The 25437-nt window shown below is 66.1% G+C and carries 23 protein-coding genes; 7 read left to right on the top strand and 16 right to left on the bottom strand.

Annotated features, from left to right (window positions below):
* Positions 1–20: 20 nt before the first annotated feature.
* A complete protein-coding gene (locus tag QQ25_RS05825) occupies positions 21–452 on the bottom strand; it encodes a hypothetical protein (RefSeq protein WP_039326312.1) in 432 nt (143 codons plus the stop codon).
* Between the two features lie 76 nt (positions 453–528).
* On the opposite strand from QQ25_RS05825, the gene QQ25_RS05820 reads away from it, so the two are divergent.
* Positions 529–819: a YiaA/YiaB family inner membrane protein gene (locus tag QQ25_RS05820; RefSeq protein ID WP_039327139.1), complete on the top strand. Its 291-nt coding sequence runs from the start codon at positions 529–531 to the stop codon at positions 817–819.
* Here QQ25_RS05820 and QQ25_RS05815 read toward each other — a convergent pair.
* The 3 genes from QQ25_RS05815 to QQ25_RS05805 are packed head-to-tail and all read right to left on the bottom strand — an operon-like array spanning position 808 to position 3577.
* Entirely contained in the window at positions 808–1815 is a 1008-nt protein-coding gene (locus QQ25_RS05815; protein ID WP_039377859.1) for a PHP domain-containing protein, read from the bottom strand. The two genes, QQ25_RS05820 and QQ25_RS05815, sit on opposite strands and share 12 nt — an antisense overlap.
* Before the next feature lie 8 nt (positions 1816–1823).
* Positions 1824–2201, bottom strand: a complete 378-nt coding sequence (locus QQ25_RS05810) for a thiol-disulfide oxidoreductase DCC family protein (protein WP_039377639.1) — start codon at positions 2199–2201, stop codon at positions 1824–1826.
* A gap of 29 nt (positions 2202–2230) precedes the next feature.
* Positions 2231–3577 (bottom strand): NAD-dependent succinate-semialdehyde dehydrogenase, encoded by a 1347-nt coding sequence (locus tag QQ25_RS05805; RefSeq protein WP_039377857.1) that lies wholly within the window; start codon positions 3575–3577, stop codon positions 2231–2233.
* A gap of 185 nt (positions 3578–3762) precedes the next feature.
* Here QQ25_RS05805 and QQ25_RS05800 point away from each other — a divergent pair, with 185 nt between their 5' ends.
* The gene (locus QQ25_RS05800; RefSeq protein ID WP_039377637.1) at positions 3763–4614 is read left to right on the top strand and encodes an LLM class F420-dependent oxidoreductase; all 852 of its coding nucleotides are present in this window, start codon (positions 3763–3765) and stop codon (positions 4612–4614) included.
* A gap of 816 nt (positions 4615–5430) precedes the next feature.
* The gene (locus QQ25_RS05795; protein ID WP_131546097.1) at positions 5431–6711 is read left to right on the top strand and encodes a 9-bladed beta-propeller domain-containing protein; all 1281 of its coding nucleotides are present in this window, start codon (positions 5431–5433) and stop codon (positions 6709–6711) included.
* 7 nt (positions 6712–6718) lie between these two features.
* Here the strand turns inward: QQ25_RS05795 and QQ25_RS05790 are convergent, their stop codons facing one another.
* The 3 genes from QQ25_RS05790 to QQ25_RS05780 form a co-directional block, all read right to left on the bottom strand.
* Complete coding sequence (locus QQ25_RS05790; RefSeq protein WP_039377636.1) at positions 6719–8185, bottom strand: glutamate synthase subunit beta; 1467 nt, start codon at positions 8183–8185, stop codon at positions 6719–6721.
* Positions 8178–12776 (bottom strand): glutamate synthase large subunit, encoded by a 4599-nt coding sequence (gene gltB, locus QQ25_RS05785; protein WP_039377634.1) that lies wholly within the window; start codon positions 12774–12776, stop codon positions 8178–8180. Before gltB ends, QQ25_RS05790 begins: the two co-directional genes overlap by 8 nt.
* A 441-nt stretch (positions 12777–13217) precedes the next feature.
* Positions 13218–15275 carry a heavy metal translocating P-type ATPase gene (locus QQ25_RS05780; protein ID WP_039377633.1) on the bottom strand — a complete coding sequence of 686 codons (2058 nt, stop codon included), beginning with the start codon at positions 15273–15275 and terminating at the stop codon, positions 13218–13220.
* A gap of 61 nt (positions 15276–15336) precedes the next feature.
* Between QQ25_RS05780 and QQ25_RS05775 the strand changes: the two genes are divergently transcribed.
* Complete coding sequence (locus tag QQ25_RS05775; protein WP_039377632.1) at positions 15337–16137, top strand: PaaI family thioesterase; 801 nt, start codon at positions 15337–15339, stop codon at positions 16135–16137.
* Positions 16138–16250: 113 nt separating this feature from the next.
* The gene (gene aqpZ / locus QQ25_RS05770) at positions 16251–17012 is read left to right on the top strand and encodes an aquaporin Z (protein WP_039326329.1); all 762 of its coding nucleotides are present in this window, start codon (positions 16251–16253) and stop codon (positions 17010–17012) included.
* Here aqpZ and QQ25_RS05765 read toward each other — a convergent pair whose 3' ends face one another.
* The 4 genes from QQ25_RS05765 to QQ25_RS05750 all read right to left on the bottom strand — a co-directional run bounded on the left by QQ25_RS05765 (position 17013) and on the right by QQ25_RS05750 (position 19769).
* Entirely contained in the window at positions 17013–17837 is an 825-nt protein-coding gene (locus QQ25_RS05765; protein WP_039377630.1) for an MBL fold metallo-hydrolase, read from the bottom strand.
* A 42-nt stretch (positions 17838–17879) separates the two neighbouring features.
* Entirely contained in the window at positions 17880–18431 is a 552-nt protein-coding gene (locus tag QQ25_RS05760) for a Dps family protein (RefSeq protein WP_039326332.1), read from the bottom strand.
* Positions 18432–18500: 69 nt separating this feature from the next.
* Positions 18501–19400 (bottom strand): DNA-3-methyladenine glycosylase family protein, encoded by a 900-nt coding sequence (locus tag QQ25_RS05755; protein WP_039377629.1) that lies wholly within the window; start codon positions 19398–19400, stop codon positions 18501–18503.
* A 9-nt stretch (positions 19401–19409) separates the two neighbouring features.
* Positions 19410–19769, bottom strand: a complete 360-nt coding sequence (locus QQ25_RS05750; protein ID WP_039327145.1) for a DUF427 domain-containing protein — start codon at positions 19767–19769, stop codon at positions 19410–19412.
* A 63-nt stretch (positions 19770–19832) separates the two neighbouring features.
* On the opposite strand from QQ25_RS05750, the gene QQ25_RS05745 reads away from it, so the two are divergent.
* Complete coding sequence (locus QQ25_RS05745) at positions 19833–20288, top strand: SRPBCC family protein (RefSeq protein WP_039377855.1); 456 nt, start codon at positions 19833–19835, stop codon at positions 20286–20288.
* An 18-nt stretch (positions 20289–20306) separates the two neighbouring features.
* On the opposite strand, the gene QQ25_RS31165 is transcribed toward QQ25_RS05745, so the two are convergent.
* Complete coding sequence (locus QQ25_RS31165) at positions 20307–22040, bottom strand: HNH endonuclease signature motif containing protein (protein WP_201774199.1); 1734 nt, start codon at positions 22038–22040, stop codon at positions 20307–20309.
* Between the two features lie 234 nt (positions 22041–22274).
* Between QQ25_RS31165 and QQ25_RS05735 the strand changes: the two genes are divergently transcribed.
* On the top strand, positions 22275–22493 hold the full coding sequence (locus tag QQ25_RS05735) for a hypothetical protein (protein ID WP_039326336.1): 219 nt from the start codon (positions 22275–22277) through the stop codon (positions 22491–22493).
* Positions 22494–22560: 67 nt separating this feature from the next.
* On the opposite strand, the gene QQ25_RS05730 is transcribed toward QQ25_RS05735, so the two are convergent.
* The 4 genes from QQ25_RS05730 to QQ25_RS05715 all read right to left on the bottom strand — a co-directional run bounded on the left by QQ25_RS05730 (position 22561) and on the right by QQ25_RS05715 (position 25412).
* Positions 22561–23379, bottom strand: coding sequence for a class I SAM-dependent methyltransferase (locus tag QQ25_RS05730; RefSeq protein WP_039377628.1), 819 nt, complete (start codon positions 23377–23379; stop codon positions 22561–22563).
* A gap of 63 nt (positions 23380–23442) precedes the next feature.
* The gene (locus tag QQ25_RS05725) at positions 23443–24459 is read right to left on the bottom strand and encodes an NAD-dependent epimerase/dehydratase family protein (protein ID WP_039377627.1); all 1017 of its coding nucleotides are present in this window, start codon (positions 24457–24459) and stop codon (positions 23443–23445) included.
* Positions 24460–24464: 5 nt separating this feature from the next.
* Positions 24465–24962: a nuclear transport factor 2-like protein gene (locus QQ25_RS05720; RefSeq protein WP_039377626.1), complete on the bottom strand. Its 498-nt coding sequence runs from the start codon at positions 24960–24962 to the stop codon at positions 24465–24467.
* A 48-nt stretch (positions 24963–25010) separates the two neighbouring features.
* Positions 25011–25412 (bottom strand): hypothetical protein, encoded by a 402-nt coding sequence (locus QQ25_RS05715; RefSeq protein ID WP_052235674.1) that lies wholly within the window; start codon positions 25410–25412, stop codon positions 25011–25013.
* Positions 25413–25437 lie beyond the last annotated feature (25 nt).

Here is a 25437-nt window from a genome sequence, read left to right as displayed (position 1 = left end):
CGTACTGAACCTCCGCCGTACTAAAAGAATTGCGCGACGATGAATCCCGCCAGCAGCACGGCGAATCCGCCGATCTCGCCGACGATCAGTGCCACCATGCCGGCATGCAGTCCCGCGGTGGGCCGCTCGAACTGGTTGGTGGTGTCGCGTTTGGCGCCGTGCTCGATATACGCGGCGATGGCGACGACGAAGAAGAACACCAGCACCATGGCCGCCGTCAGGTTGACCCAGGTGGGCCAGGCGCTGAGTTCGACGAATACCGCGACGAGCAGCGTCGCGAAGGAATACAGCAGCGCGGCCCGGTGCGCGATGTCGACGTACGGGTGCGCCAGGTGGTTCTCACTGGTCGCCATCTGCCGGTATTTCCACACCCCGAGGACCAGGGACAGCAGGAAGATCAGCCCGGCGGCCAGCAGGGTGATGACGGTGTCGATGCCGAGTTCCGGGTGCATCGCGTGAGCTTAGACCGAGGCGATTTGAGTAGTCTCACGCATCCGGCGAAACGTGTTCCACGACAGGCTGCCAGACATGAACGCATTCAACGACACATCGAGGGTCACCGCCGCTTTCTCCCTCCAGGCCGCGATCGCCTTCGGGACGAGCTTCTTCGGTCTGCTCGGCGGGGTCTTGTTCCTGCCGCTGGATCTGTGGCAGCGGCTGTTCCTGGCGATGACCGTCCTGTTCCTCGTGACAAGCTCATTCACCCTCGCCAAGGTGATCCGGGACCAGCAGGAAGCCACGACGATCCGGGTCCGGCTCGACGAGGCACGCATGGAAAAGCTGATCGCCGAACACAATCCGTTCACCTCAGCCGCCTGAGGCCCACTCCAGGAGTTGTTCGGCAGGCCAGGTGTTGACGATGCGCTCGACCGGCACCTCGGCATCCAGCGCACGCTGGGCCCCGTAGCCGAGGAACTCGAGCTGGCCGGGCGCGTGGGAATCGGTGTCGATGCTGAAGAGGCATCCGATGTCGAGCGCCTGCATCAGCAGGCGGGTCGGTGGGTCGCGCCGCTCGGGGCGTGAGTTGATCTCGACGGCGGTGCCGTGGTCGAGGCAGGCGGTGAATACCTTCTCGGCGTCGAACTTCGACTCCGGCCGCTGGCCACGTCCGCCGGTGACCAGGCGACCGGTGCAGTGCCCGAGTACATCTGTGTGCGGGTTCGACACCGCTTTCACCATGCGCCGGGTCATGGATGCCGAGTCCATGGCGAGCTTGAAGTGCACGCTGGCCACCACCACGTCGAGGCGTTCCAGCAGTTCGGGTTCCTGGTCCAGCGATCCGTCTTCGAGAATGTCGACCTCGATCCCGGTCAGGATGCGCATCGGTGCCACGAGCTCGCGGACTTCCTCGATCACGTCGAGCTGCTCGCGCAACCGGTCCGGGGACAGCCCGTTGGCGATCCTGAGCCGCGGCGAGTGGTCCGTCAGTGCGCAGTACTCATGCCCCAGGTCCCGCGCGGCCAGCATCATCTCTTCGATCGGAGCCGATCCGTCCGACCAGTTCGAGTGCACATGCAGGTCGCCCCGCAGCGCGGCGCGAATATCACCACCACCGAGATCCACGGCGGCCGAACGTAGTTCGACGAGGGTGTCCGGCTCGAGCCCGGCCCAGGCCTGCGCGATCACCTTCGCGGTCTTGGGTCCCACCCCGGGCAATGACTGCCAATTGTTCGATGCGCCCAAACGCTCGCGCTGTTGGTCGGTCAGCGACTCGACGGCGTCGGCCGCGTTGCGGTAGGCCATCACCCGTCGCGGGTCTTCCCGCGCGCGGTCCTTGTAGTACGCGATCTGGCGCAGTGCCGTCACCGGATCCATCGGCATGCTCAGCAGTCCCCCGGACGTGCCGCGCAGTGCGGCGTGGTGCCGGGGAACCGATACCGGTGGCCGGCCACCCAGCGGTAGGCGGCGTTCTGCAACTGCCGTACACCGGGAATCCGGTACACACCCAACGGAATCCGGCTCCCCATACCGGCCGACAGCGCAGCGTTGATCGCCTCGGCGCCGCGGTACACCTCGCCGGATGAGTCCCGCCACCATGCCGCTTCGGTCAGCTGATCAGCTGACACACCGAGCCGCTCGGCCGTGCCCGCCCGCTGGACCGGCTCGATGTGCAGCTCTCCGGTCCGTTGCCGCCGCATCAGGGCGTTGACGCTGCGAGTGCACATGCCGCAGTTGCCGTCGAAGTACAGGACGCCGCTCATGCCTCCAGTGTGCCCCGCGGGCCGCGCGGTCAACCGACGATACGGATCAGCTTCTTGTTGACGAACTCGTCCATGCCGAACCGGCCGAGCTCACGTCCGAAGCCGGACCGCTTGATGCCGCCGAACGGCAGCTCGGCACCCTCGGCACCGACCGCGTTGACGAACACCATGCCGGCATCGATGCGGTCGGCCACTCGTGCGGCCTGATCGGCGTCGGTGGTGAACACGTAGGAGCCCAGTCCGAACGGGGTGTCGTTGGCGATTTCGACGGCCTCGTCCTCCGAACCCGCCTTGTACACGACGGCCACCGGGCCGAACAGTTCCTGCCGGTAGGCGTCGTTGTCCTCGGTGACTCCGGTCAGCACGGCAGGCGGGTAGTAGGCGCCGCGGCGCTCCCCTGCCGACGTCAGCTTCGCGCCCTGATCGACGGCGGCCTTGACCTGCTGCTCGAGCCGCTCTGCGGCCAATTCCGAAGACAGCGGAGCGATCCCGTCGGCGGCGGCCAGCAGCTTGTCGGTGAACTTGGTCAGGAAGTCGTCGTAGAGATTCTCGGCGACGATGAAACGCTTCGCGGCGTTGCAGGCCTGCCCGGTGTTCTCCATCCGTCCTTCGACCGCGGCTTGCACGGTCGCGTCGAGGTCATCGGTGGACAGCACGATGAACGGATCGGAGCCGCCGAGTTCCAGCACACACTTCTTGAGGTTGCGCCCAGCGATCTCGGCCACTGCGGCGCCGGCCCGTTCGGAACCGGTCAGCGATACCGCGGCCACCCGTGGGTCGGCGATGATGTCGGCGACCTGGTCGTTGGTGGCACGGATGTCGACGTAGGCGCCCTGCGGCAGGCCGGCCTCCAGGAAGATCAGCTGCAGTAGCTCGGCGGATTCGGGGCATTGCGGGGCGTGCTTGAGCAGAATTGTGTTGCCCACGATCAGGTTTGGACCCGCGAACCGGGCAACCTGGTAGTAGGGGTAGTTCCACGGCATGATGCCGAGCAGCACGCCGACCGGGCCGCGCTTGACCACCGCGCTGCCTTCACCCTCAAGCAGGGTGATCGGCTCGTCGGCGAGGAACTTCTCGGCGTTGTCCGCGTAGTACTGGTAGATGGCGGCGCTGAAGTCGACCTCGCCCAGGGCCTGATCGCGCGGCTTGCCCATCTCACGGACGATGACGTCGGCGAGCTGTTCGCGGCGCTGCTCGTGCAGGGCGGCGACCTTGCCGATGAGGGCGGCCCGCTCGGCCACCGTGGTAGTCCGGGCCCAGCTGCGGCCGGTCTTGGCAGCGGCCTCGATCGCAGCCTGGATCTCGGCGTCGGTCGAGGTCGGGTAGGTGGCGATCACCTCGGCGGTCGCCGGATCGGTGACTGCGTACTCGCTCATGTTCACTCCCAGATGGGTCTAATCGGGGGATTTCGTATATTTACCCGCCTGAGACTACCGATTGCGGCGGCGAAATGGCATAGAAGATACGGATTCAGCACTCTGCATCTGCCACTGGCCTGAGAGCCTCCTGGTAGTCGCGCAAATCAGGAATGAATCGTCGGACGCGACTAGTTTGTGATGGCGTGCGCTTCGCCTTCAAAACATCCCCGCAGAACACGACCTGGGCCGACATGCTTGCCATCTGGAAAGCTGCCGACAAGATCGACGTCTTCGAATCCGGCTGGACGTTCGACCACTTCTATCCGATTTTTTCTGACCCGACCGGCCCCTGTCTGGAGGGCTGGACGACGCTGACCGCGCTGGCGCAGGCCACTGAGCGGTTGCGGGTCGGCGTTCTCGTCACCGGTATCCATTACCGCCATCCCGCCGTGCTGGCGAATATGGCATCCGCACTCGACATCATCTCCAACGGTCGTCTGGAGCTGGGCATCGGCGCCGGCTGGAACGAGGAGGAGTCGGGCGCCTACGGGATCGCACTGGGTTCGATCAAGGAGCGCTTCGATCGTTTCGAGGAGGCGTGCGAGATTCTCAAAGGCCTGCTGAGCCAAGAGACTACGACGTTCGACGGCAAGTTCTACCAACTCAAGGACGCCCGCAACGAGCCCAAGGGCCCGCAGCAGCCGCATCCTCCGTTCTGCATCGGCGGCAGTGGCGAGAAGCGCACGCTGCGCATCACCGCCAAGTACGCCGATCACTGGAACTTTGTCGGCGGTCCGCCCGAGGAGTTCGCCCGCAAGCGCGATGTGCTGGCCGCGCACTGCGCCGATCTCGGCCGCGATCCCAAGGAGATCACCCTGTCGGCACACGTCCGGCTCGGTGAGGACCGCGATTACGCGAAGGTCATCGACGAGGCCGCCGCACTCGGCGCCGAGGGACTGGACCTGGCAATCATCTACCTGCCGCCGCCCTACGATCCGGCTGTGCTGGAGCCGCTGGCGGAGGCGATCCGGGATTCGGGTCAGCTGACCCGCTGACGCATATAGCTACGCCCTCGGATCGACGCTGTCGCGCCGGTTCGAGGGCGTTGTGTTCTGTGACGGATACTTGTCAAACCCCGAATCGAAGTAGCTCGTCAGCCGTGACCAGGCGTTCCTGCTTGGCCGGAAACTCACGGCTCTTCATCGGATGACGGAACAATGACCAGGCAATACGAGTCATCCGTGACCGACTGATCGGATTGATGTACACGGTGATCACTCCTGCGACTTACTGGTAGCTGTACCCGTAGTTCCACGTTACCGCAGCACTCTCACCACGTCATTAGATACCCGCCATCCGGCAAACTGTGTGTGCCACGCCGAAAAATAGTCGGATGTTTCTGATGTGACTGATGTGGTTTATGTGGCGGTGAAACGCGGTCGGCCCGAGATCCAGGTCACATTCCGCGGCTGACATGCGGGCGTTGGCGCTGTGATGCAGAACACGTCAGTTAATTAAGAGATCTCTCAAAGATCAGGCGTTCGGCGACGACGGCGACGGACCAGCCGCTTCCGAGTGGGATGAATTGCCGCGTCGGGTAGCTCGTGCGCGACGGTAGGCTTTCTGAGAAAAATGGGGTCGGCCGAGGGCTTGATTCTCTCGAACATCCTGGAGCGACTGGGCGTGGATCGAACGTCGATCCGCAACCACTTGGAGCACGGGGCTGGAATCCCATCGGTCGACACGGTGCTCGCTGAAAAGACTCACATCTTCGCCGCCCGGTACCGAGACGACGGAGACGAGTGATGTCCCAACCGGCGCTACACAAACTCCGCAAGCGCTGGCCGTTCGCCATCGCTGCACTCACAACGGTGATCGCGGTCGTCGTCGGCGTCATGGTGTGGTGGTTCTCGGCTGGCTCTGAAGCCTGGGCAAGGTCGCAATGGAATCCTCCAGAGCAGGTCGCCCTTGCGCCGATGCACTCAAAACCGGTGGCCGGATGGAAGATCGACATCGCCGCACTGGGACTGCCGCCGGGATCCAAGTTCACCGTCGGCGACCCGGGCTTGCCCGGACCCATCATCGAAACGGGAACGTCCCGCGCCTATCTCCTGGGTAGTGGCCCCGGGCCCACTCCACAGTGGTGGCTGACGGGAGTTGATGCCACAGACGGCCACCGGTTGTTTCCACCAGTCTCCTTGAGCGCATCCACGATTGCACCAAGTTGCTTCCTCAACGGAGCTTCGGTGGTGTGCATCTCGGATGACCGCTTCCGAGCGACTGCCTGGGTGATCGACGGCACGACCGGGGAGCTGACGTTCACTGGACCGACGGATGTGCGCTTGGGCATCTGGGAGAAGCTCGCTGCCACACAGGCGGGCAACTTCCTGGTCGCGGCTACGAAACACGAAGGCCTCTACGGCGTTGGCCCGCAGGCACAGACGACCTGGTTCGTGGCAGGTGCCGGCATCGTCGCCGAGCACAACGACGACGTCGCGTTTCAGGGCACGGGTCATGAAGATGGCGCAACAATGTTCTCCCTCAGCGACGGCAGGATCCTGGACCCACAGTTTCCGAATGGCACCGAGTGGCTCAACACCATTTTCTTCGACGGCGGCTTCGCCGAACAATTCACCGAAAAGCCCGGCCGCGATTTCGTTCAGTTCTTCGACACGACAGGAAACCTCACAACCAACAAACGCTTCGAGGGCTCCCTCGGCAATGTGACAGAGAATCTGGTCGGAATCGCAGACTCAGACAGCTACGGGGTCTACACCCCACAGGGAGCAAGACTGCTTCGCGTATCCGGTGGCAGGATCCACCTGATCGGCACCACGCTGTGGGTCAGCGAGACCGACAAAGTCACCCAGTCCACGGTCTACCGGCCTTACGACATGCGGACGGGCGACAAGGGCGAACCGTGCGAATTCAACGTGAGCACGGGCTATCTCGGCTCCGACGGAACAGTGGCCGTGCGCGCGCCGTCCAATCCGAAGTCTGACCTGCTTGCCGATGCCTGGGATCTCGCCGCGTGTGAGCGAGTGTGGTCGATCCCGAGGAACGGACCTTTCGGCCGCGTCACCAGGCTGGGAGACACCCTGGTACGCGTGTCCGACGACGGCACCGAACTCTTTTCGCTCGTCAGCCCGTGACCGAGCGCTAGCGCTGCGGCGCAGCCGTCGGCTTGATCACCGCAGGCAGGGCGGACTTGCCCATCAGGTAGCGATCCACACCCGCGGCGGCGGCCCGGCCTTCGGCGATCGCCCACACGATCAGCGACTGGCCACGCCCCATATCGCCGGCCACGAACACGCCGGGCACCGAGGTCTGGAAGTTATCGTCGCGCGAGACGTTTCCGCGGTCGGTCAGCTCGACGCCGAGGTTGGTCAGCAGACCTTCCTTCTCCGGTCCCACGAAGCCCATGGCGAGCAACACCAGATCAGCCTTCAGCTCGAAGTCGGTCCCTTCGACCTTCTCGAACTTGCCGGCGTTCATCTTGACCTCGTGTGCCCGCAGGCCGGTCACGTGGCCGTCGGCGCCGGTGAACTCCTCGGTGTTGACCGAGAACACGCGCTCGCCGCCCTCTTCGTGGGCCGAGGACACCCGGAACATCAGTGGGTACGTCGGCCACGGGGTGGAGTCCGCGCGGGTCTCCGGCGGGCGCGGCATGATCTCGAACTGGTGGATGCTGGCCGCGCCCTGACGGTGCGAGGTGCCCAGACAGTCCGCGCCGGTGTCGCCACCGCCGATGATGATGACGTGCTTGTCCTTGGCGGTGATGGGCGGCTGGCCGTCCGGGCCGAGCACGTCGTCACCGAGCTGAACCCGGTTGGCCCAGGGCAGGAATTCCATGGCCTGGTGGATGCCGTCGAGTTCGCGGCCCGGGATCGGCAGATCGCGCCACGCGGTCGCGCCGCCGGCCAGCACCACCGCGTCGTAGTTCAGCCGTAGCTGCGCGACGGTGATGTCGACGCCGACATTGACGCCGGGGCGGAATTGGGTGCCTTCGGCCGCCATCTGTTCCAGACGCCGGTCGATGTGGCGCTTTTCCATCTTGAATTCGGGGATGCCGTAGCGCAGCAGGCCGCCGATGCGGTCGGCACGCTCGAACACCGTGACCGTGTGGCCGGCCCGGGTGAGCTGCTGGGCGGCGGCCAGTCCGGCCGGTCCGGACCCGACGACGGCGACCTTCTTGCCGGTCTGCACGTCGGGCATCTTCGGGACGACCCAGCCCTGGTCGAAGGCGTTGTCGATGATCTCGACCTCGACCTGCTTGATGGTCACCGGATCCTGGTTGATGCCCAGGACGCAGGACGCCTCACACGGGGCGGGGCACAGCCGGCCGGTGAACTCCGGGAAGTTGTTGGTGGCGTGCAGCCGCTCGATCGCGTCGCGCCACCGGTCCTTGTAGACCAGGTCGTTCCACTCGGGAATCAGGTTCCCCAGCGGGCAGCCGTTGTGGCAGAACGGGATACCGCAGTCCATGCATCGCGATGCCTGGTCCTGCAGCTTCTCGTGGGAGAAGTCCTCGTAGACCTCTTTCCAGTCCTTGAGGCGCAGCGGGACCGGCCTGCGGGACGGGAGTTCCTTGGACGTGTGCTTGAGGAAACCGCGTGGATCAGCCATTTGCGGCCGCCATGATCGCCTCGTCCACGTTCACGCCGCGCTGTTCAGCCTCGGCGATCGCGGCCAGCACGCGCTTGTAGTCGCGTGGCATGACCTTCACAAAGTGCTTCAACGCTCCATCCGATCGATCCCAGGAGTCCAGGACCCGTTGTCCCACAGCTGAATCAGTCGCATCGACATGGGCGGCAATGAAGTCGCGCAGCCACACCGTGTCTTCAGCATCCAAGGCTTCCAGCTCCACCATCTCGGTGTTCAGGTTCTCGCCCAGCACGCCGGCCGGGTCGTAGACATAGGCGACACCACCGGACATACCCGCAGCGAAGTTGCGGCCGGTGGGTCCGAGGATGACGACCTTGCCGCCGGTCATGTACTCGCAGCCGTGGTCGCCGACACCTTCGACGACGGCATGTGCGCCGGAGTTGCGGACCGCGAACCGCTCGCCGACCTGGCCGCGCAGGAACGCCTCTCCGCTGGTGGCGCCGAACAGCACCACGTTGCCGGCGATGATGTTGTCCTCGGCCACAAAGTCTGCCGGTGCTTCGTCGGCGGGGCGGACCACGATCCGGCCGCCGGACAATCCCTTGCCGACGTAGTCGTTGGCGTCGCCGTAGACGCGCAGCGTGATGCCCTTGGGCACGAATGCCCCGAAGCTGTTGCCCGCGGACCCGTCGAACGTGATGTCGATCGTGCCCTGCGGAAGTCCCTGTCCGCCATAGGCCTTGGTGACCTCGTGGCCGAGCATGGTGCCGACGGTGCGGTTGACGTTGGTGATCTTTGTTTTGAAACGCACCGGCGTACCGGAGTCCAACGCCTCGCGGCTCTGAGTGATCAGCTGTTGATCCAGAGCCTTGTCCAGCCCGTGGTCCTGCCGCGAGCTGCAGTACAGGTCCTGGTTCATGAACGCGGACTCAGGCTCGTACAGCACCGGCGAGAGGTCCAGCTTGTGGGCCTTCCAGTGCTCGGCGGCCTGGGTGGTGTCCAGTGCGCCGACCTGTCCGACCATCTCGTTGACGGTGCGGAAGCCCAGTTGGGCCATCAACTCTCGGACCTCTTCGGCGATGAACATGAAGAAGTTCTCGACGAACTCGGGCTTGCCGTTGAATCGCTCACGCAGCACCGGGTTCTGCGTGGCCACACCCACCGGGCAGGTGTCGAGGTGGCAGACGCGCATCATGATGCAGCCCGAAACCACGAGAGGTGCGGTGGCGAAACCGAATTCCTCGGCGCCGAGCAGCGCGGCGACTACCACGTCGCGGCCGGTCTTGAGCTGACCGTCGACCTGCACCACGATGCGGTCACGAAGTCCGTTGAGCAGCAGTGTCTGCTGAGTCTCGGCGAGACCGAGCTCCCACGGCGCACCGGCATGCTTCTGCGATGTCAGTGGAGTGGCGCCGGTTCCGCCGTCGTGGCCGGAGATCAGCACCACGTCGGCGTGCGCCTTGGAGACGCCGGCCGCGACGGTGCCGACGCCGTTCTCGGACACCAGCTTGACGTGCACGCGGGCGCCGGGGTTGGCGTTCTTCAGGTCGTGGATCAGCTGCGCGAGATCCTCGATCGAGTAGATGTCGTGGTGCGGCGGCGGCGAGATGAGGCCGACACCCGGGGTCGAGTGCCGCACCTCGGCCACCCACGGGTACACCTTGTGCCCCGGAAGCTGCCCGCCCTCACCAGGTTTCGCACCCTGGGCCATCTTGATCTGGATGTCGGTGCAGTTGGTCAGGTAGTGCGACGTCACACCGAACCGGCCGGAGGCCACCTGCTTGATGGCGCTGCGGCGCCAGTCGCCGTTCTCGTCGGGGTCGAAGCGGTCGACGCTTTCGCCGCCCTCACCCGAATTGGACCGGCCGCCAAGGCGGTTCATCGCGATGGCCAGGGTCTCGTGTGCCTCGGCGGAGATCGAGCCGTAGCTCATGGCACCGGTCGAGAACCGCTTGACGATCTCGGACGCGGGTTCCACCTCGTCGATCGAGATGGGCGGGCGCACCCCGTCGTCACCACTGCGGAACTTCAGCAGGCCGCGCAGTGAGGCCATCTTCTCGCTCTGGTCGTCGACCAGAGCGGTGTACTCCTTGAAGATCGAGTACTGGCCCGTGCGGGTGGAGTGCTGCAGCTTGAACACCGTGTCGGGGTTGAACAGGTGGTATTCGCCCTCGCGGCGCCACTGGTATTCGCCGCCGACCTCGAGCTCGCGGTGAGCGCGCTCGTCGGGACGGTCCAGGTAGGCCAGCGAGTGGCGGGCGGCGACGTCGGCGGCGATGTCGTCGAGGTCGATGCCGCCCACCGGGCAGCTGAGCCCGGTGAAGTACTGGTCGAGCACCTCCTGCGAGACGCCGATGGCCTGGAACAGCTGCGCACCGGTGTAGGACGCCAGGGTGGAGATGCCCATCTTGGACATCACCTTGAGCACGCCCTTGCCCGCGGCCTTGACGTAGTTGGCTTTGGCCTGGTCGCTGCTGATTCCGGAGATCACGCCCCGGTCGACCATGTCCTCGATCGACTCGAATGCCATGTACGGGTTGATCGCGGCGGCACCGAAGCCGCACAGCATGGCCATGTGGTGGACCTCGCGGGCGTCACCGGCCTCGACCACCAGGCCGACCTTGGTGCGGGTGCGCTCGCGGACCAGGTGGTGATGCACCGCGGACACCGAGAGCAGCGACGGGATCGGCGCCATGGTCTCGTTGGACTCACGGTCGGACAGCACGATGATGCGGGCACCCTCGCGGATGGCCTCGGACACCTTGGCGCGGACGTTGTCCAGCGCCTCTTTGAGTCCCTGGCCGCCCCGGTTGACCGGGTACAGGCAGCGGATCACCGCGGCGCGCATGCCGTGCTTGTGGCCACGGACCTCGTGGTCGGGGTCGACACAGATCAGCTTGGACAGATCGGCGTTGCGCAGGATCGGCTGCGGAAGCACGATCTGGCGGCACGATTCGGGGCCCGGGTTGAGCAGGTCGCCCTCGGGTCCGATCACGCCCTGCAGGCTGGTGACCACCTCTTCGCGGATGGCGTCCAGCGGCGGGTTGGTGACCTGGGCGAACAGCTGCTGGAAGTAGTCGAACAGCATCCGCGGCCGGGCCGAGAGGATGGCGACGGGGGTGTCGGTGCCCATCGAACCCAGCGCCTCGGCACCGGTGCGGGCCATCGGCGCCACCAACAGGTTCAGTTCTTCGTAGGTGTAGCCGAAGATCTGCTGGCGCAGCACCACGCGGTGGTGCGGCATCCGGACGTAGTCTCCCGGCGGCAGCTCGTCGAGGGGGAACAGGCCCGCCTCGATCCACTCCTGGTAGGGCTGCTCACTGGCCAGTTGAGCCTTGATCTCCTCGTCGGAGACGATGCGACCCTGGGCGGTGTCCACCAGGAACATCCGGCCGGGCTGCAAGCGCATCTTCTTGACGACGGTGGACGGGTCGAGCGGCAGGACGCCGGCTTCGGACGCCATCACGACGAGACCGTCGCCGGTCACCCAGATCCGGGAGGGGCGCAGGCCATTGCGGTCCAGCACGGCGCCGATCACGGTGCCGTCGGTGAAGCAGACCGACGCAGGGCCGTCCCATGGCTCCATCAGCGAGTCGTGGAACTCATAGAAAGCCCGGCGCGCCGGGTCCATGGTCTCGTGACGCTCCCACGCCTCGGGGATCATCATCAGCACGGCATGCGGCAGGCTGCGGCCGCCGAGGTGCAGCAGTTCGAGCACCTCGTCGAAGCGCGCAGTGTCCGACGCACCGGGGGTACAGACCGGGACGATCTTGTCGAGCCCGTCGGTGCCGAACACGTCGGTGCGGATCAGCGCCTCCCGGGCGCGCATCCAGTTCTCGTTGCCGGTGACGGTGTTGATCTCGCCGTTGTGGGCGATCCGCCGGAACGGATGGGCCAGGGGCCACGACGGGAAGGTGTTGGTGGAGAACCGGGAGTGCACGATGCCCAGCGCACTTTCCATCCGGTCGTCCTGCAGATCCAGGTAGAAGGCCTTGAGCTGCGGGGTGGTGAGCATGCCCTTGTAGACGAAGGTCTGCCCGGAAAGGCTCGGGAAGTACACGGTCTCGCGTCCCGGACCGTCCTGGCCCGGGCCCTTGGTGCCCAACTCGTGCTCGGCACGCTTGCGCACGACGTAGGCCTTGCGCTCAAGGTCCATGTCAGAGGCGCCGCCGATGAACAGCTGCCGGAACGTCGGCATGGCGTCGCGCGCCAGTGCCCCGAGCGAGGAGTCGTCGGTCGGCACCTCACGCCAGCCCAGCACCTGCAGACCCTCGGCCTCGACGATCTTCTCCACGGCTTCGGCCGCCGTGGCCGCATCGCGCGACGACTGGGGCAGGAAGGCGATGCCCGTGGCGTAGCTACCTTCGGGCGGGAGGGTGAAATCGACGACCTGACGCAGGAACGAGTCCGGGACCTGCAGCAGGATGCCCGCGCCGTCGCCGGTGTTCGGCTCGGCGCCCTGCGCACCGCGGTGCTCCAGGTTCACCAGTGCCGTGATGGCCTTGTCCACGATGTCCCGGCTGCGGCGACCGTGAATGTCTGCCACCATCGCCACACCGCACGCATCATGTTCGTATGCGGGGTTGTACAGCCCGACCTTGCTGGGCGCCATTCCCACCTTGCCCTTCAACACGCTTCTATGAAGCTCTGCCTCGCCGGCAACTGCTTGATGGGCAGTGTCCAGCTGGCGTTAAGCCGGCTCGGCGTGGGTGGCCTCCGTGCAGCACTGGACGACGGCATGTCCCACACGCCATAAGTGGAGAAAACGATAAGACAACAACCGTGGCAGATGCCAACTTAGCTAAGCCTAACGAAACCCGGTTGGCGGCTTTGGGTCACCGACGCGCACCCGCCGTCTGAACAGCGAATCACCTTGCAGCACTTAGGGTTTCAAATTTTCCCAGCCGTGGGCTACCCACCCCCCATCTGGGCCGGCGGGCAACCCGTCGGCCATTCGAGTTTGCTAGAAAACTAATTTTATCCCGTTATAGTGCTGTTATATCGATGTTGAATATTTGCAGGAAAGCTTAGTCAGATTCTTAGATTTGGCTCGTCAATGTCCCGAGACCCGTGCGGCACTGCGCACGCCGGCCTCGGGCCGCAGGTCGAGGCGACGTAGTGACTGCGCATTGAGTGCCACGACAACCGTCGACGCTGACATCAATATCGCTCCGATCGACATGGGCATTACAAATCCCAGCGGAGCGGCCACGCCCGCGGCCAGAGGAACCGAGATCAGGTTGTAACCCGCTGCCCACCAAAGGTTCTGCTTCATCTTCCGGTAGGACTGCCGGGACAGCTCGATCACCGAGAGCACCGATCGTGGATCGGAGCTCGCGAGAATGACGCCGGCCGAGGCGATGGCGACGTCGGTACCCGCGCCGATGGCGATGCCGACGTCTGCGGCGGCCAGCGCAGGCGCATCGTTGACGCCGTCTCCGACCATGGCCACCTTGAGTCCCTCGTGCTGCAACTCGGCGACCTTGGCAGCCTTGTCCTCGGGCCGCACACCAGCGAAAACGCGGTCGATACCCAGCTCAGAGGCCACCGCTGAGGCCACCGCAGGGGCATCGCCAGTGATCATCACCACTTCGATGCCCAGCGCGTGCAGTGCATCGACGGCCTGCCGGGATTCCGGCCGGACCTCGTCGGCCAGGGCCAGCGCCCCGGCCAGTCGGCCTTCGACCAGCACGTGCAGCACGGTGGCGCCGTCCCACTGTGCGGTGGCCGGCAGCGCGCCTTGTCCGGCCTGTTCGAGCAGTGCGGGTCCACCGACCTGCACCCGCTGCCCGTTGACCAGGGCGCTCACCCCGACTGCGGGTGAGGAGCTGAAGTCGCCGGCCGCGGGGATGTCGAGGCCGCGTCGGCGCGCCGCGGCGACGATGGCGCGGGCCAGGGGGTGCTCGGAATCCGCCTCGGCGGCCGCCGCCAGCGCCAGCAGGTCGTTCTCCGGGCGGTCTGTCGCTGCCACCTCGGTCACGGTCGGCTCGCCTTTGGTGAGGGTGCCGGTCTTGTCGAAGAGCACCGCCCCGACGGTGCGCATGGTTTCCAGCGCCAGGCGGTCCTTGATCAGCACGCCGCCTCGTGCGGCCCTCTCGGTTGCGATGGACACGACCAGCGGGATGGCCAGTCCGAGAGCATGCGGGCACGCGATGACCAGGACGGTGATGGTCCGGACCACCGCCTGATCGGGGTTGCCCAGCAACGCCCACGCCAGGGCTGTGACCACGGCTGACCCCAGCGCGAACCAGAACAGCCAGCCGGCCGCCCGGTCGGCCAGACGTTGAGCCCGTGACGAGGAGTTCATCGCCTCGCCGACCAGCCGTTGGATACCGGCCAGTGCGGTGTCGTCGCCGACGGCGGTCACCCGGATCCGTAACCCGGAGTCGGTGGCGACCGTGCCTGCGACGACGTCGTCGCCCACACTTCGGCGAACCGTGCGCGACTCCCCGGTGACCATCGATTCGTCCATGTCGGCCGCGCCGTCGACGATGTTGCCATCGACCGGCACGCTACCGCCCGGCCGCACGATGACCAGGTCGCCGACCCGAAGGTCGGCGGGCGCCACGGTGACCACCTGCTCGGCATCGCCGTCGCCCTCGACACGTTCAGCCTCATCGGGCAGCAGCGCGGCCAGCGAGTCGAGCGCGGAGGTCGTCTGCGCCAGCGACCGCATCTCGATCCAGTGGCCAAGCAGCATGATCACGATCAGCAGCGCGAGTTCCCACCAGAAGTCCAGCTCGTGATGCAGCACGCCGAGACTCGCGCCCCACGAGGCGATGAACGCGACCGTGATCGCCAATCCGATCAACAGCATCATTCCCGGTGCGCGCGAACGTATCTCGCTGATCGCGCCGGTGAGGAACGGCCGGCCGCCCCATACGTACATCACCGTGCCGAGCACGGGGGATATCCAACGGGCGCCGGGAAAGTCCGGAACGTCGTAGCCGAGGAGCATCGCGAACATCGGTGAGAGTGCGACGGTCGGCACGGCCAGCGCCGCCATGACCCAGAACAACCTCCGGAATTGGGCGACATGGTCACCGTGGCCGGCATGCCCCGCATGACCGTTGTGTTCGTGCTGATGCATCGCGTGTTCGGTCGTGGTCATATCGTCACCATATACCCCTAGGGGGTATGGCGCCACCGTGACGGGCGTAACTGTTGAACGGATGCATTACCCGCTGAATACCCCGTTGGGCCGCATGGGAGTCCAGACTCTCGAGGAAAGCCCGGACCGCTGCGTGGCCTCGATCCCCGTGGCCGGCCTTCTCAACCCGCTGACCAGCGCACCGACCGTTGCCCCGGTGGCCATGCTGATCGACCACGTCGGCGGCCTGGTCAACCACTATCGCCGCGACGACGACGAGTGGACGGTGTCCAGCGAGCTGGCGATCGAACTCACCCCGCACGCGATGGACCTCATCGCGGCGGCACCCGAGGTGCCCGTGGTGGCGACGGCCCGCCCGTTCGGCCCGAAGGGCACGGGTTCGTTGAGCCTGTCCGAGTTGACGCACGACGGCGAGGTGGTGGGGACGGCCACGGTGCGGTCCTTCCACATCCACGCCCCCGGCCACGTCATCACGTGGCCCGCCGACTCGACCGGGGGAACGCCACCAGCCGCGCTGCAGGACCGCATGTCGGTTGAGGTCGCCGAGTCCGGTGGCGGGGCTGCGGTGTTGCGGCAGCTGCCAGACCCTGTTGTGAACAACAGCATCGGCATCGTGCACGGCGGGGTGTCGGCAGCGGCGCTGGAGCTGGTGGCTTCCGCAGCCCTCGGCGACGGAACCGGCACCGCTTGGCGCACCGCCTCTCTGCGGGTCAACTATCTGAGCCAGTTCCGCGGCGGAATCGAATCCCGTTATGAAGCAAGGGCATTGCGCACCGGGCGCAGCTCGGGTGTGGCAGACGCACAGGCCATCGGCGACGACGGCAAGGTCGCGTTGCTGGCCAGGCTTACCGCATACCGCTGATTGCGCTACGGCAACGTAAATTTCGGTGTGCACTCAATTTCGCATCATCGACGCTGCCATTGCGCACTGGCGTGAAACCCTCCGGGTGAACCACATCTACGGAGGAGTTCGCCATGAGTACGCCGACAATGTCACATCGATTGGCAGCTGAGTTCATCGGGACGTTCTGGCTGGTCCTGGGCGGCTGCGGTAGCGCGGTTTTCGCCGCGAAGTTTCTCTCCGACGGCTTTTCCCTGGGAATCGGTTTTCTCGGAGTGGCCCTCGCATTCGGCCTGACCGTGCTCACCGGCGTCTACGCCTTCGGCACCATCTCCGGCGGCCACTTCAACCCTGCGGTCACCCTCGGTGCCGCGCTGGCCCGCCGCGTCGAGTGGGCAGCGGTCCTGCCGTACTGGATTACACAGGTGGTCGGCGGTTTGGTGGCCGGCGTGGTGATCTACGTGATCGCCCGGGGCAAGGACGGTTGGACTGCCACGGGGAACATGGCCGCCAACGGTTACGGCGAGCACTCCCCCGGCGGCTACTCGCTGGTCGCGGTGCTTCTCGCCGAGGTGATCCTCACCGCGGTGTTCTTGCTGGTCATCCTGGGGTCCACCGATGACCGCGCACCGAAGGGCTTCGCGGGTCTGGCGATCGGGCTGACGCTCACCCTGATCCACCTGATCTCGATCCCGATCTCCAATACGTCGGTGAACCCGGCCCGCTCCACGGCCGTCGCCTTCTTCAACGGCGACGGGGCACCGGCGCAGCTGTGGGCATTCTGGCTGGCCCCACTGGTCGGGGCAGCCATCGCAGGCTTGGCGTACCCGTTCCTGTTCGGTGTGGCCGAGGAGCTGGCCGACCGCCCGGTCCGGGACGAGGCGCTCGAGCAGTAGTCAGGTCAGGTGGTCGAACTCCCCACTGACCCAGCGGATGTGGGTTTCAGCTGACCGGCGCACTACATCCTTGGCGGCGTTGTCGATCTCATCGCCGCCAAGGGTGTAGAGCCGGTCGTAGTCGTACTCATCGAGCCGGTCCACGATCCGCCGCACCACCGCGGCGGACAGCGGGATGTGCTTGGGGAAGTTCCGTTGGAACGACACCCAATTCCGAGCCAGACCGCCAGAGATGGTGTCCCCGACCAGCAGCGTGCCGTCGGCCGTCAGCGCCACCGAACTGCCCCTCATGTGGCCGCCGACGTGTATCAGCCGCAGCCCGGGCAGTGGTTCGGACGTTTCGTCCCACAGCTCGATCAACGGGTCCGGGGACGGAAGCCATTCTGCGTCAAGCGCATTCACATACACCGGCACTTCCCCGAATGCCCTGCTCCAACTGAGTTGCGCGCCGAACATGTGCGGATGGCTGGCAGCAACGGCGGCCACACCGCCGAGGCCGTCAACGATGCCGATGATCTCGTCATCCAGGTAGCTCGGCGAGTCCCACAACAGGTTTCCGTGCGCGGTCTGCACCAGAAACGACCGATGTCCGATGGCGAACCTGGGGGCCCTCCGCAGACTGTGCACTCCGCGGCCATGGTCGACGTGTTCGGTGTGGTGCGCTTGGGCGGCCAGGTCGTCCAGCGTGGTCCAGGTGCCGTGCGGCGGCAGGTCGCCGCGTTCCTCGATCGATACGTCCTCGGACGTCAGGACACAGCTCTCCGCCGGTTCGGTCGCGGAATCCGGGTGTTCCACACCGCATCCGGTGCATATCCAGGTAGGCATATCACCGAGCCTGGCACCTCAACGGTGGTTGAGGTCAACCAATTACGCGCTCTTGCGCCGTGCCTTGCCGGCCGCCCCACGTTCGGTCGGTGCGCCTTCATGAGCCAGCTTGCCGCCGGCACTCTCCAGATGTGCCCGGACGAACCACTGGAACTTCTCGAGTTCGGCGGCGTGATCGATCAGGACGTCCTGGGATACCAGGTCCAATTTCTCCAGGCGGTCGATGGCCTTGCGGGTGTCCTCGATCACCCCGTTGTAGACGAGGTCGAGCGCCGCGAGGTGGGCTTGCACGTTGTCACGGCCGACGGAGTAGTCGTCCCAGGTTCGGTCAGAGATGATGGCGCCCGGGGTGCCCTTCGGCGATTTGCCCAGTGCGGCGATCCGTTCAGCCACCTCGTCGGCGTAGGCCCGCACCAGCGCCACCTGCGGGTCGATCATCTCGTGCACACCGATGAAGTTCGGACCGACGACGTTCCAGTGGATGTGCTTGAGCGTCAGGTGCAGGTCGTTGTACGTGCTGAGCTGCTTCTGCAGCAGCTGGGCCACTTCGGTGCCCTGCTTGTCGGTCAGCCCGGGAATGGTGAACGCGGTCATTGCGGTTCCTTTCGGTTCACGATCGGTCCCGTCCCGGGTACCCGACAATGGCGCCGCACAATCACCCGGCTACAGCGCGCGCAGGTTCGGAATCGCCTGACGCGCTCCGAAACGCGGATTATGCGCCAGCCCACTGGCTTCCAACAGTCGGACCGCCCGCTGCCGGTGAGGACGCAGCGGTTCGAGGAGTTCCACCATCGCCGCGTCGTCGATCGGCCGGCCGAGCAGGCTGCGCCCCACCATGGTCGCGAGGTGGTAGTCGCCCACCGACAGCGCATCAGCGTCTCCGAAGGCGCGCTGCACGGTTTCGGCTGCCGTCCATTCGCCGACCCCGGGCAGTGACCGCAGCGCCGTCACGGCCCGCTCGGCGGTCAACCGCTCGATGGCATCCGCACGCTGCGCGCATCCCACGATCGTGCGCGCCCGGCCCGGATCCACATTCGCCCGGTGAAATTCCCACGACGGGATGCGCCGCCATATGTCGGCGGTAGGCGCCACCCGCATCCCGACCGGCGCCGGTCCCGGAGCCGGGGCGCCGTACTTCGTCACCAGTCGCCGCCAGGCCCGCCAAGCGTCCATGCCTGAGACACGCTGCTCGATGATCGCGGGCACCAAGGCCTCCAGTACCCGACCGCTGCGGCCCAGACGTAGATGCGGCACCCGGCGGTGCGCCTCGGCGATAGTCGGCTCGGCGGGGTCGAAGCCGGCGGCGTCATCCTCGGCGCCCACCAGCGCCGGGAATCCGTCGAGGAACTCGGCGCTACCCGCGCCCCACGCCTCGCAGTCCACGGTGTCAGGGGCCGATTTGGTGATCCGCGCGGTGACGGGACCGGACTTCATCGCGCTGGTCCGCCAGATCGTGCCGTCGGCGGCGACCTGATTGCACGGATCGACACTCCCGCGCCGCCATGGGGCCAGCGTCAGGCCCGGGCTGGCCGGGCCCTCGAATACGACGCTGGTTGAGGGCACCGCACCAGATTAGGCCAGGTGGATGACGGCCTTGTCCGGGTAGAACGCCAGGTGACCGGCGATGTCAGCGACAGCCGGATACGGCTGCTCATAGGTCCAGACCGCGTCCTCGATCCCGCCGACGTGGTAATAATTCGCCTCACCCTTGTACGGACAGTAGGTGGTCGACGCGCTGCGGGTCAGCGTCTCCGACACCACGTCGGTGCGCGGAATGTACTGCACCGCTGGGTAGGTCGACTCCTGAAGGGTCAGCGCGTCATCGGTCTGTGCGACGATCGCGCCGCCTACCGTGACAGTGACCCGACGCCCGGTCGGGGTGATGGTGATGGGGTGGGCAGCGGTCGGCTGCAACACCTGGCGCTCGGTCATGACCAGCACAACGTCGTGGCCACGGCGACGGATTCCCCAGTGGCGCCCGACTACGATCACCGCATGACCGTGCCCGTGAAAGCCACCGTGTCCATCGCTGCCGATCCCGCGGCGGTGTACGCGCTCATCACCGATCTGTCCACGATGGCCTCCATTGCGGAGGAAGCGCACGCAATGGAGTGGCAAAAGGGCAACTCCGCCCAGCCCGGTTCGGTTTTCAAGGGGCACAACCGCAACGGCTCCAAGGCCTGGAGCACCACCTGCACCGTCACCGACGCCGAGCCGGGTAAGACGTTCGCCTTCGACGTGAAGTCCATGGTGTTCCCGGTCGCTCACTGGCGTTACGACATCGTGGCAGCCGACGGCGGCTGCACGGTGACGGAATCGACCTGGGACCGCCGTGCGGGCTGGTTCAAGAAGGTCGCGGGCCTGGCCACCGGAGTCCCCGATCGTGACTGCGCCAACGCCGAGCACATCCAGCTCACCCTGCAGCGGCTCAAGGCGCGCGCCGAGGGGTGAACCGTCGAGCGGTACCACTCAGAATGGTGGTGGTGGTTCGTAGTGTTCGGCGATCCAGGCTTGGAATTGGCGTTCGTGTTCGAGGTCGTTGTTGAGTTCGGCGCGTAGCCAGCGTTCTTCTGAGATGCGGTTTTGGCGGTCTTGTTCGCGGGTTCGTCGGCGGGTCGGCATCATCGCGCCGCGATTGGGGTGGGGCGCGTCGGGGTCGGGGTGGTTCAGGTCCCCGGTGGGTTGGGCCAGGGTGGGGAACATGGCGGCGCCGTGGGGTTCGGTGACATAGGTGTGCCCGGTGGGTGCGGTGAATTCGACGGTGCCGTCGGGTAATTGGCGATCGGTCCAGCCGGTGCTGAAAGTTTTGAGCAGGTGATGGGCCCGGCAGTAGAGCTTGTTGTTCGACGGGTGGGTGGGCCCCAGCGGGTACGGGACGCTGTGGTCGATATCGCAGCGCTGGGCGGGGGCGTCGCAGCCGGGGAACCGGCAGGTCAGATCGCGCCACCGGATGAACTCGGAGAGTGCCGCCGACGGGCGATAGCCAGGCTCGCCCGCATCGGCAGGTTGGCTGGGCTCGTCGGTCCCAGTGGTTTCGCTTGGTTCAGTCGCATCAGCAGGCGTGCTCGGCCCACTCAATTCGGTCGCCTCGCCTGGCCCGGTGCGATCGCTGAGTTCAGTCGTCTCAGCCGGCCCCCTCGGCTCGGTGGACCCGGTCGGCTCGGATGCGTCGACCGGCGTGCTCGGCTCAATCGGCTCAGTGGGCCCGGCAGGTTCGCTGGCATCGGTCGCCTCGTTGGGCTCGGATGACTCAGGCGCGTCGGCAGGCTCGCTGGGCTCGGGCGGTTCGGTGGGCTGAGCCGGCACGTGCAGCGGCTTGAGTGTCGCCGTGCCGGCCATCTCGCGCACCCTGTGGGCGGGCAGGATGCCATGACCGGGTAGATAGCCGGGATTGGTGGAGGTGCCCTCCACGGTGGCCTGCTCAGCCAACACGTGAATCACCGCCGCATTGGCCGCCGCCCGTTTCTGCGCGGCTGGGCACTCCGATAGCCCGCACAGGCACCGCAACTGAGCCTCCAGCCGAGCCAGCGGCCCGACCGCCGCCGCGCGACGCTGCGCATGAGTACGCGGATCGTTCTCACACACCGTGTTGGCCAGCGCATCGAGGCGCTGATCCAGTGCCGCCCCATCCACTGCATCGACGTTGGCCCACAGTGTGGCCCGCCCCGGGCTGCCCGGCTCGATCTGAACGAACGCATCCTCGGTCAGATCGGGTGGCACCCGCACCCCGTTGGCGTCGAGTTTGGCCACCTGCTGATCGATTCGTTCACGCACCTTGCGTTCAGAAAGCCGCATCCAGGTCCGTGCCCGCGACGCGAGTGCCTCATCGAGCTGGCCCCACACCGACGCATGGACGGTTTCGGTGCGGGCGATGATGATGCGCACCACCCGATAGTCGATGTCCCCTGCGGCGAACCGGGCCGCCACCAGCGGCAGTTTGTCGCGCAAGACTCGGGCGTGGTGGATCTGGGTGCCGGCGCGGCTGCGGCTGATCCGCATCGCCGCCGAGATTTCGGCGGCCACCTCCTCGAACGGATCGGTGGTCCAAAAGACCGTCTCGGCCAACTCGTGTTCCCGGAGGGTATCCAACTGCCCGATGGCGGTCAGTCGGGCCGCGATCGCTGCTGATTCGGCCCGCGCCCCGGCACTGATCGCATCGATCAACGCCGCACCGCAATCGGCATCAGCGTCGAGGTCGAACATGTGTTCGATTATGCCACCACCCACTGACACGATTCTCCAAACAATCGGTCGACGGCCCACGGGCCCAAACCCGGGCAGAGCACTGGCAGATTTCGCTTGGCCATGCTTGTTACTGCCATGAGCCGATCAATCTCTGCCAACGGAAATTGTCCCGCTGAGCTCTGGGTTGGGACAGACATACCGGCACAGAGAGCACATAAATCAACAGCCGGACGAGGCAGGAAGAAGCAGAAAATGAAGAAGTTCGGATTCGCCGTCATCGCCGCCAGCGGACTGAGCGCAGCCGTCCTGGCGCTGGCCGGACCGGCCCAGGCCGCGGAGCCCGCTCCCGTCGCAGCGCCCAGCTCGGTCACCATCTCCTCAGGTGTCGACCACCTGGACTGGCTGGACCAGATCCACCCCAAGCCCATGGTTCCGAAGGTGGACAACACCGTTCGCCACAGCGGCCGCTGACACGAACAGCCAAAGAGGGGCAGCCCGGAAAGGGCTGCCCCTCTTTGCTTTACGAACCGCCGCGGACTCAGAACGCGTAGCGGTGGTACTGCGCCATGTACCGCAGCACCGGGACCGGCTTCATGGCGGCCAGCATCAATCGGTAGTACCAGGGCAGCGTGTTGAACACCTGATCGTCGAAGGGCGAGTTCCGGACCAACAAGCGGGTGCCGGGCACCGCACGGAGGATGTCCTCGGGTTTGTCGATCGCCCACGAGAGTTTGGCCCCCGACCGGCGCACCACGGTGTTGACCCACTGCGCCTTGATGCCGAGGGTGTTGAACGCGTCGAATTGCAGTTCGCCGGAAGGAAATCGGTCGACGATGCGCCGCAGGAGCGCGACTCCGTCAGCTTCGGTGAGGTACATCGTCAGGCCTTCACCGATCATCAGGGTCGGCCGGTCGGCGGGGACGTCGCTCAGCCAGGCCGGATCCGTTACCGAGGCGGCGATGACGTGATAGTTCTCGGCCGACGGATAGAGCTGCTCACGCAGGTGTGCGACCTCCGGGTAGTCGATGTCGTACCACTGCACGCCGGGACCGGGCTCCACCCGGAAGAATCGGCCGTCCAGGCCGCAGCCGAGATGCAGCACCACGGCGTCGGGGTGCACCGCCAGGAACTGGCGGGTCCACCGGTCGAAGTGCGCGCTGCGGGTGGTCACCGACGGTGAAGTCGCCTCGGTGATCGAGGTGCGGCTCCAGTCGTAGTCGATGCGGTCGGCGATGGCCTTCGCCATCTTGTCGCCGAGGATCGGGTTGGGCATGCCTGCGTCGAGCGCCTTGGCGTAGAAGGTCGCCAGCATGGTCTGCGGTGCCCCGGAGAGGTCGACTTTCAGCTTGTCGGTCATATGCGCCAGGTTAGGCCGCAATCCGCTTGCCGCCCAGTGGCTTAACACCTCTCGGCGTGGTGTTCAGCTGCCCTTCTGGGCCCGTTTGGCAGCCCGCAGGCTCACCCAGAACTTCGCCGCCTCGGCGATCGATTCTTCGACAGGCCTTGGCTGCCAACCGAGTTCGCGTACGGCCTTGGAGTGGTCGAGTTCGGCTTCGGCCCGCATGAGCCGCAGTGATTCCAGCGACAAACGCTCATCGGTGCCGCGCAACTTGCCTTTGACGGTGCCGGCCGCGGCCAGCGCATAGGACACCGGCAGCGGAATCGACCGCTGTGGAGGCGCGACGCCGGCGGCCTCGGCGGCCAGCCGGGCCACCTCGGCATTGCTGATCATCTTCTCGGAGATCAGGTAGCGCTCGCCGGGCGTGCCACGGTCGGCGGCCAGGAGCATGGCCTTGGCCGCGTCGTCGATACCGACGGCTTCCAGGTCGATGCCACTCATCACGAACGGCAGCTTGCCGAACGCGGCGCCCGCGATGATCGCGCCGTGCGGGGTCCGGCCCCAGTCACCGCTGCCGTAGGTGGTGGACACGCACATCGCGACGGCGGGCAGGCCGCGCTCGCGCGCATATCGCAGCACGAGATCTTCGGCCTGGATGCGCGAGCGCACGTATGGCGTCACCTTCGACACGTCAGCGATGTCGGCTTCGGTCGAGCGCTTGCCGCGCCTGCGGCCCACGGTGACATAGCTGCTGGTGTAGACGAACTTGCGTAGGCGGGGGATCTCGGCCGCGACCTCGAGGACGTTGCGGGTGCCCTCCACGTTGGTGCGGAACAGCGGCGCCGGATCCCGAAGCCACCCGCGGGCGTCGACGACGCAGTGGTAGACGACGTCGCAGCCGGTCATCGCCTCGCGCAGGGCGGCGGTGTCGAAGACGTCGCCGACGACCCGCTTGACCGGCAGGTCATCGATTCCGATGGTGGTGGCGTTCGGTCGGACCATGGCCCGGATCTCGGAGCCGTCATCGGCCGAGACCAGTTGCCGCAGCACATGCGAACCCAGGAAGCCGTTGGCTCCGATGACCAGCTTGGCGCCCACGGCCCTCAACCCCCGAACTTCTTGAGCCATTCCTCGGCCTCGTCGGTGAGGGTCCCGAGTTCGGCCGCCTTGCGGCACCACTTGCGGGCCGCCGAGGCGAATCGCAGTGGGTTGTAGACGTCTTCCTGCCGTGACCACAGGCCGTCGCCGGCGTAGGTGAGGATCGAGATGTTGGTGGCGCTGATGATCGTGCCGTCGCCGGGATCGCGCATCGGATTGTCCAGTTCGCAGATGATGCGTCCGGTGGGTTCGTCGATCACCGACCACAGCGACGGGAACGCGGTCATGTAGCTGCCGGGGAAGCTGGTCATGGTCTTCCAGATCCACGGCCGGACCTGTTCGCGGCCCTTCATGGTGCCCACGGCGTGCTCGATGTAGTCGACGTCGACCGTGTAGTGGTCCGCCCAGATGTCCCAGTTCTTGGTCTGCGCGGCCCGATCGACGGTCTGCTCGAACGTTTCGAAGGCAGCGGCGAGTTCATCGCGGCTGAAAGACCTGTTCATCACTCCAAAACTAGAACACGTTCTACCGGTCTTTGTCGAGACCTGTCGCTACACCGCCAGCACCCGCCGGGAACCCAGCGGGGCCTGCAGATCCACCTCGGCCGTGCCGTTCACGGCCAGCGCGATACACATGCGGCCGACGGCCTCCGGTGGGGTGCCGCCGAGAAGCGAGATCGTGACCGTCTCGGGAGTTTCCTGCGTCGTCAGGTGCACGCCGAAGCAGTCCGGGGTGCCCGCGGTGAAGTTGACCCGCAGGCCGTCGCCGTCGCGGCTGAAAGATTCGATCTCGGTCAGGTGGGGATCGACGATCGCCGGGTTGTCGGCGAAGAGGGTACGGGCGGGATCCGGCGGCACCTCCGGCACCGCGACGGGGTTCGGATCGGCGGCCGCGGTCGGGCATCCGGCGATCAGGAGTAAACCGGCGAACCCCACGGTTGCAAATGCACGCATGACCACCACGGTAATCACGGAGCAC

The sequence above is a fragment of the Mycolicibacterium setense genome, from assembly GCF_000805385.1.
GTDB classification, from domain to species: Bacteria; Actinomycetota; Actinomycetes; order Mycobacteriales; family Mycobacteriaceae; genus Mycobacterium; species Mycobacterium setense.
The sequence above is the reverse complement of the archived record's forward strand: the minus strand, read 5'-3'. Positions and strand labels throughout refer to the sequence as shown.

What these genes read in the sequence shown, in the direction of transcription:
- QQ25_RS05825 (WP_039326312.1), bottom strand. Translation starts at nt 452, where the DNA reads ATGCACCCGGAACTCGGCATCGACACCGTCATCACCCTGCTGGCCGCC.
- QQ25_RS05820 (WP_039327139.1), top strand. Translation starts at nt 529, where the DNA reads ATGAACGCATTCAACGACACATCGAGGGTCACCGCCGCTTTCTCCCTC.
- QQ25_RS05815 (WP_039377859.1), bottom strand. Translation starts at nt 1,815, where the DNA reads ATGGATCCGGTGACGGCACTGCGCCAGATCGCGTACTACAAGGACCGC.
- QQ25_RS05810 (WP_039377639.1), bottom strand. Translation starts at nt 2,201, where the DNA reads ATGAGCGGCGTCCTGTACTTCGACGGCAACTGCGGCATGTGCACTCGC.
- QQ25_RS05805 (WP_039377857.1), bottom strand. Translation starts at nt 3,577, where the DNA reads ATGAGCGAGTACGCAGTCACCGATCCGGCGACCGCCGAGGTGATCGCC.
- QQ25_RS05790 (WP_039377636.1), bottom strand. Translation starts at nt 8,185, where the DNA reads ATGGCTGATCCACGCGGTTTCCTCAAGCACACGTCCAAGGAACTCCCG.
- gltB (WP_039377634.1), bottom strand. Translation starts at nt 12,776, where the DNA reads ATGGCGCCCAGCAAGGTCGGGCTGTACAACCCCGCATACGAACATGAT.
- QQ25_RS05780 (WP_039377633.1), bottom strand. Translation starts at nt 15,275, where the DNA reads ATGACCACGACCGAACACGCGATGCATCAGCACGAACACAACGGTCAT.
- QQ25_RS05775 (WP_039377632.1), top strand. Translation starts at nt 15,337, where the DNA reads ATGCATTACCCGCTGAATACCCCGTTGGGCCGCATGGGAGTCCAGACT.
- aqpZ (WP_039326329.1), top strand. Translation starts at nt 16,251, where the DNA reads ATGAGTACGCCGACAATGTCACATCGATTGGCAGCTGAGTTCATCGGG.
- QQ25_RS05765 (WP_039377630.1), bottom strand. Translation starts at nt 17,837, where the DNA reads ATGCCTACCTGGATATGCACCGGATGCGGTGTGGAACACCCGGATTCC.
- QQ25_RS05760 (WP_039326332.1), bottom strand. Translation starts at nt 18,431, where the DNA reads ATGACCGCGTTCACCATTCCCGGGCTGACCGACAAGCAGGGCACCGAA.
- QQ25_RS05750 (WP_039327145.1), bottom strand. Translation starts at nt 19,769, where the DNA reads ATGACCGAGCGCCAGGTGTTGCAGCCGACCGCTGCCCACCCCATCACC.
- QQ25_RS05745 (WP_039377855.1), top strand. Translation starts at nt 19,833, where the DNA reads ATGACCGTGCCCGTGAAAGCCACCGTGTCCATCGCTGCCGATCCCGCG.
- QQ25_RS31165 (WP_201774199.1), bottom strand. Translation starts at nt 22,040, where the DNA reads ATGTTCGACCTCGACGCTGATGCCGATTGCGGTGCGGCGTTGATCGAT.
- QQ25_RS05735 (WP_039326336.1), top strand. Translation starts at nt 22,275, where the DNA reads ATGAAGAAGTTCGGATTCGCCGTCATCGCCGCCAGCGGACTGAGCGCA.
- QQ25_RS05730 (WP_039377628.1), bottom strand. Translation starts at nt 23,379, where the DNA reads ATGACCGACAAGCTGAAAGTCGACCTCTCCGGGGCACCGCAGACCATG.
- QQ25_RS05720 (WP_039377626.1), bottom strand. Translation starts at nt 24,962, where the DNA reads ATGAACAGGTCTTTCAGCCGCGATGAACTCGCCGCTGCCTTCGAAACG.
- QQ25_RS05715 (WP_052235674.1), bottom strand. Translation starts at nt 25,412, where the DNA reads ATGCGTGCATTTGCAACCGTGGGGTTCGCCGGTTTACTCCTGATCGCC.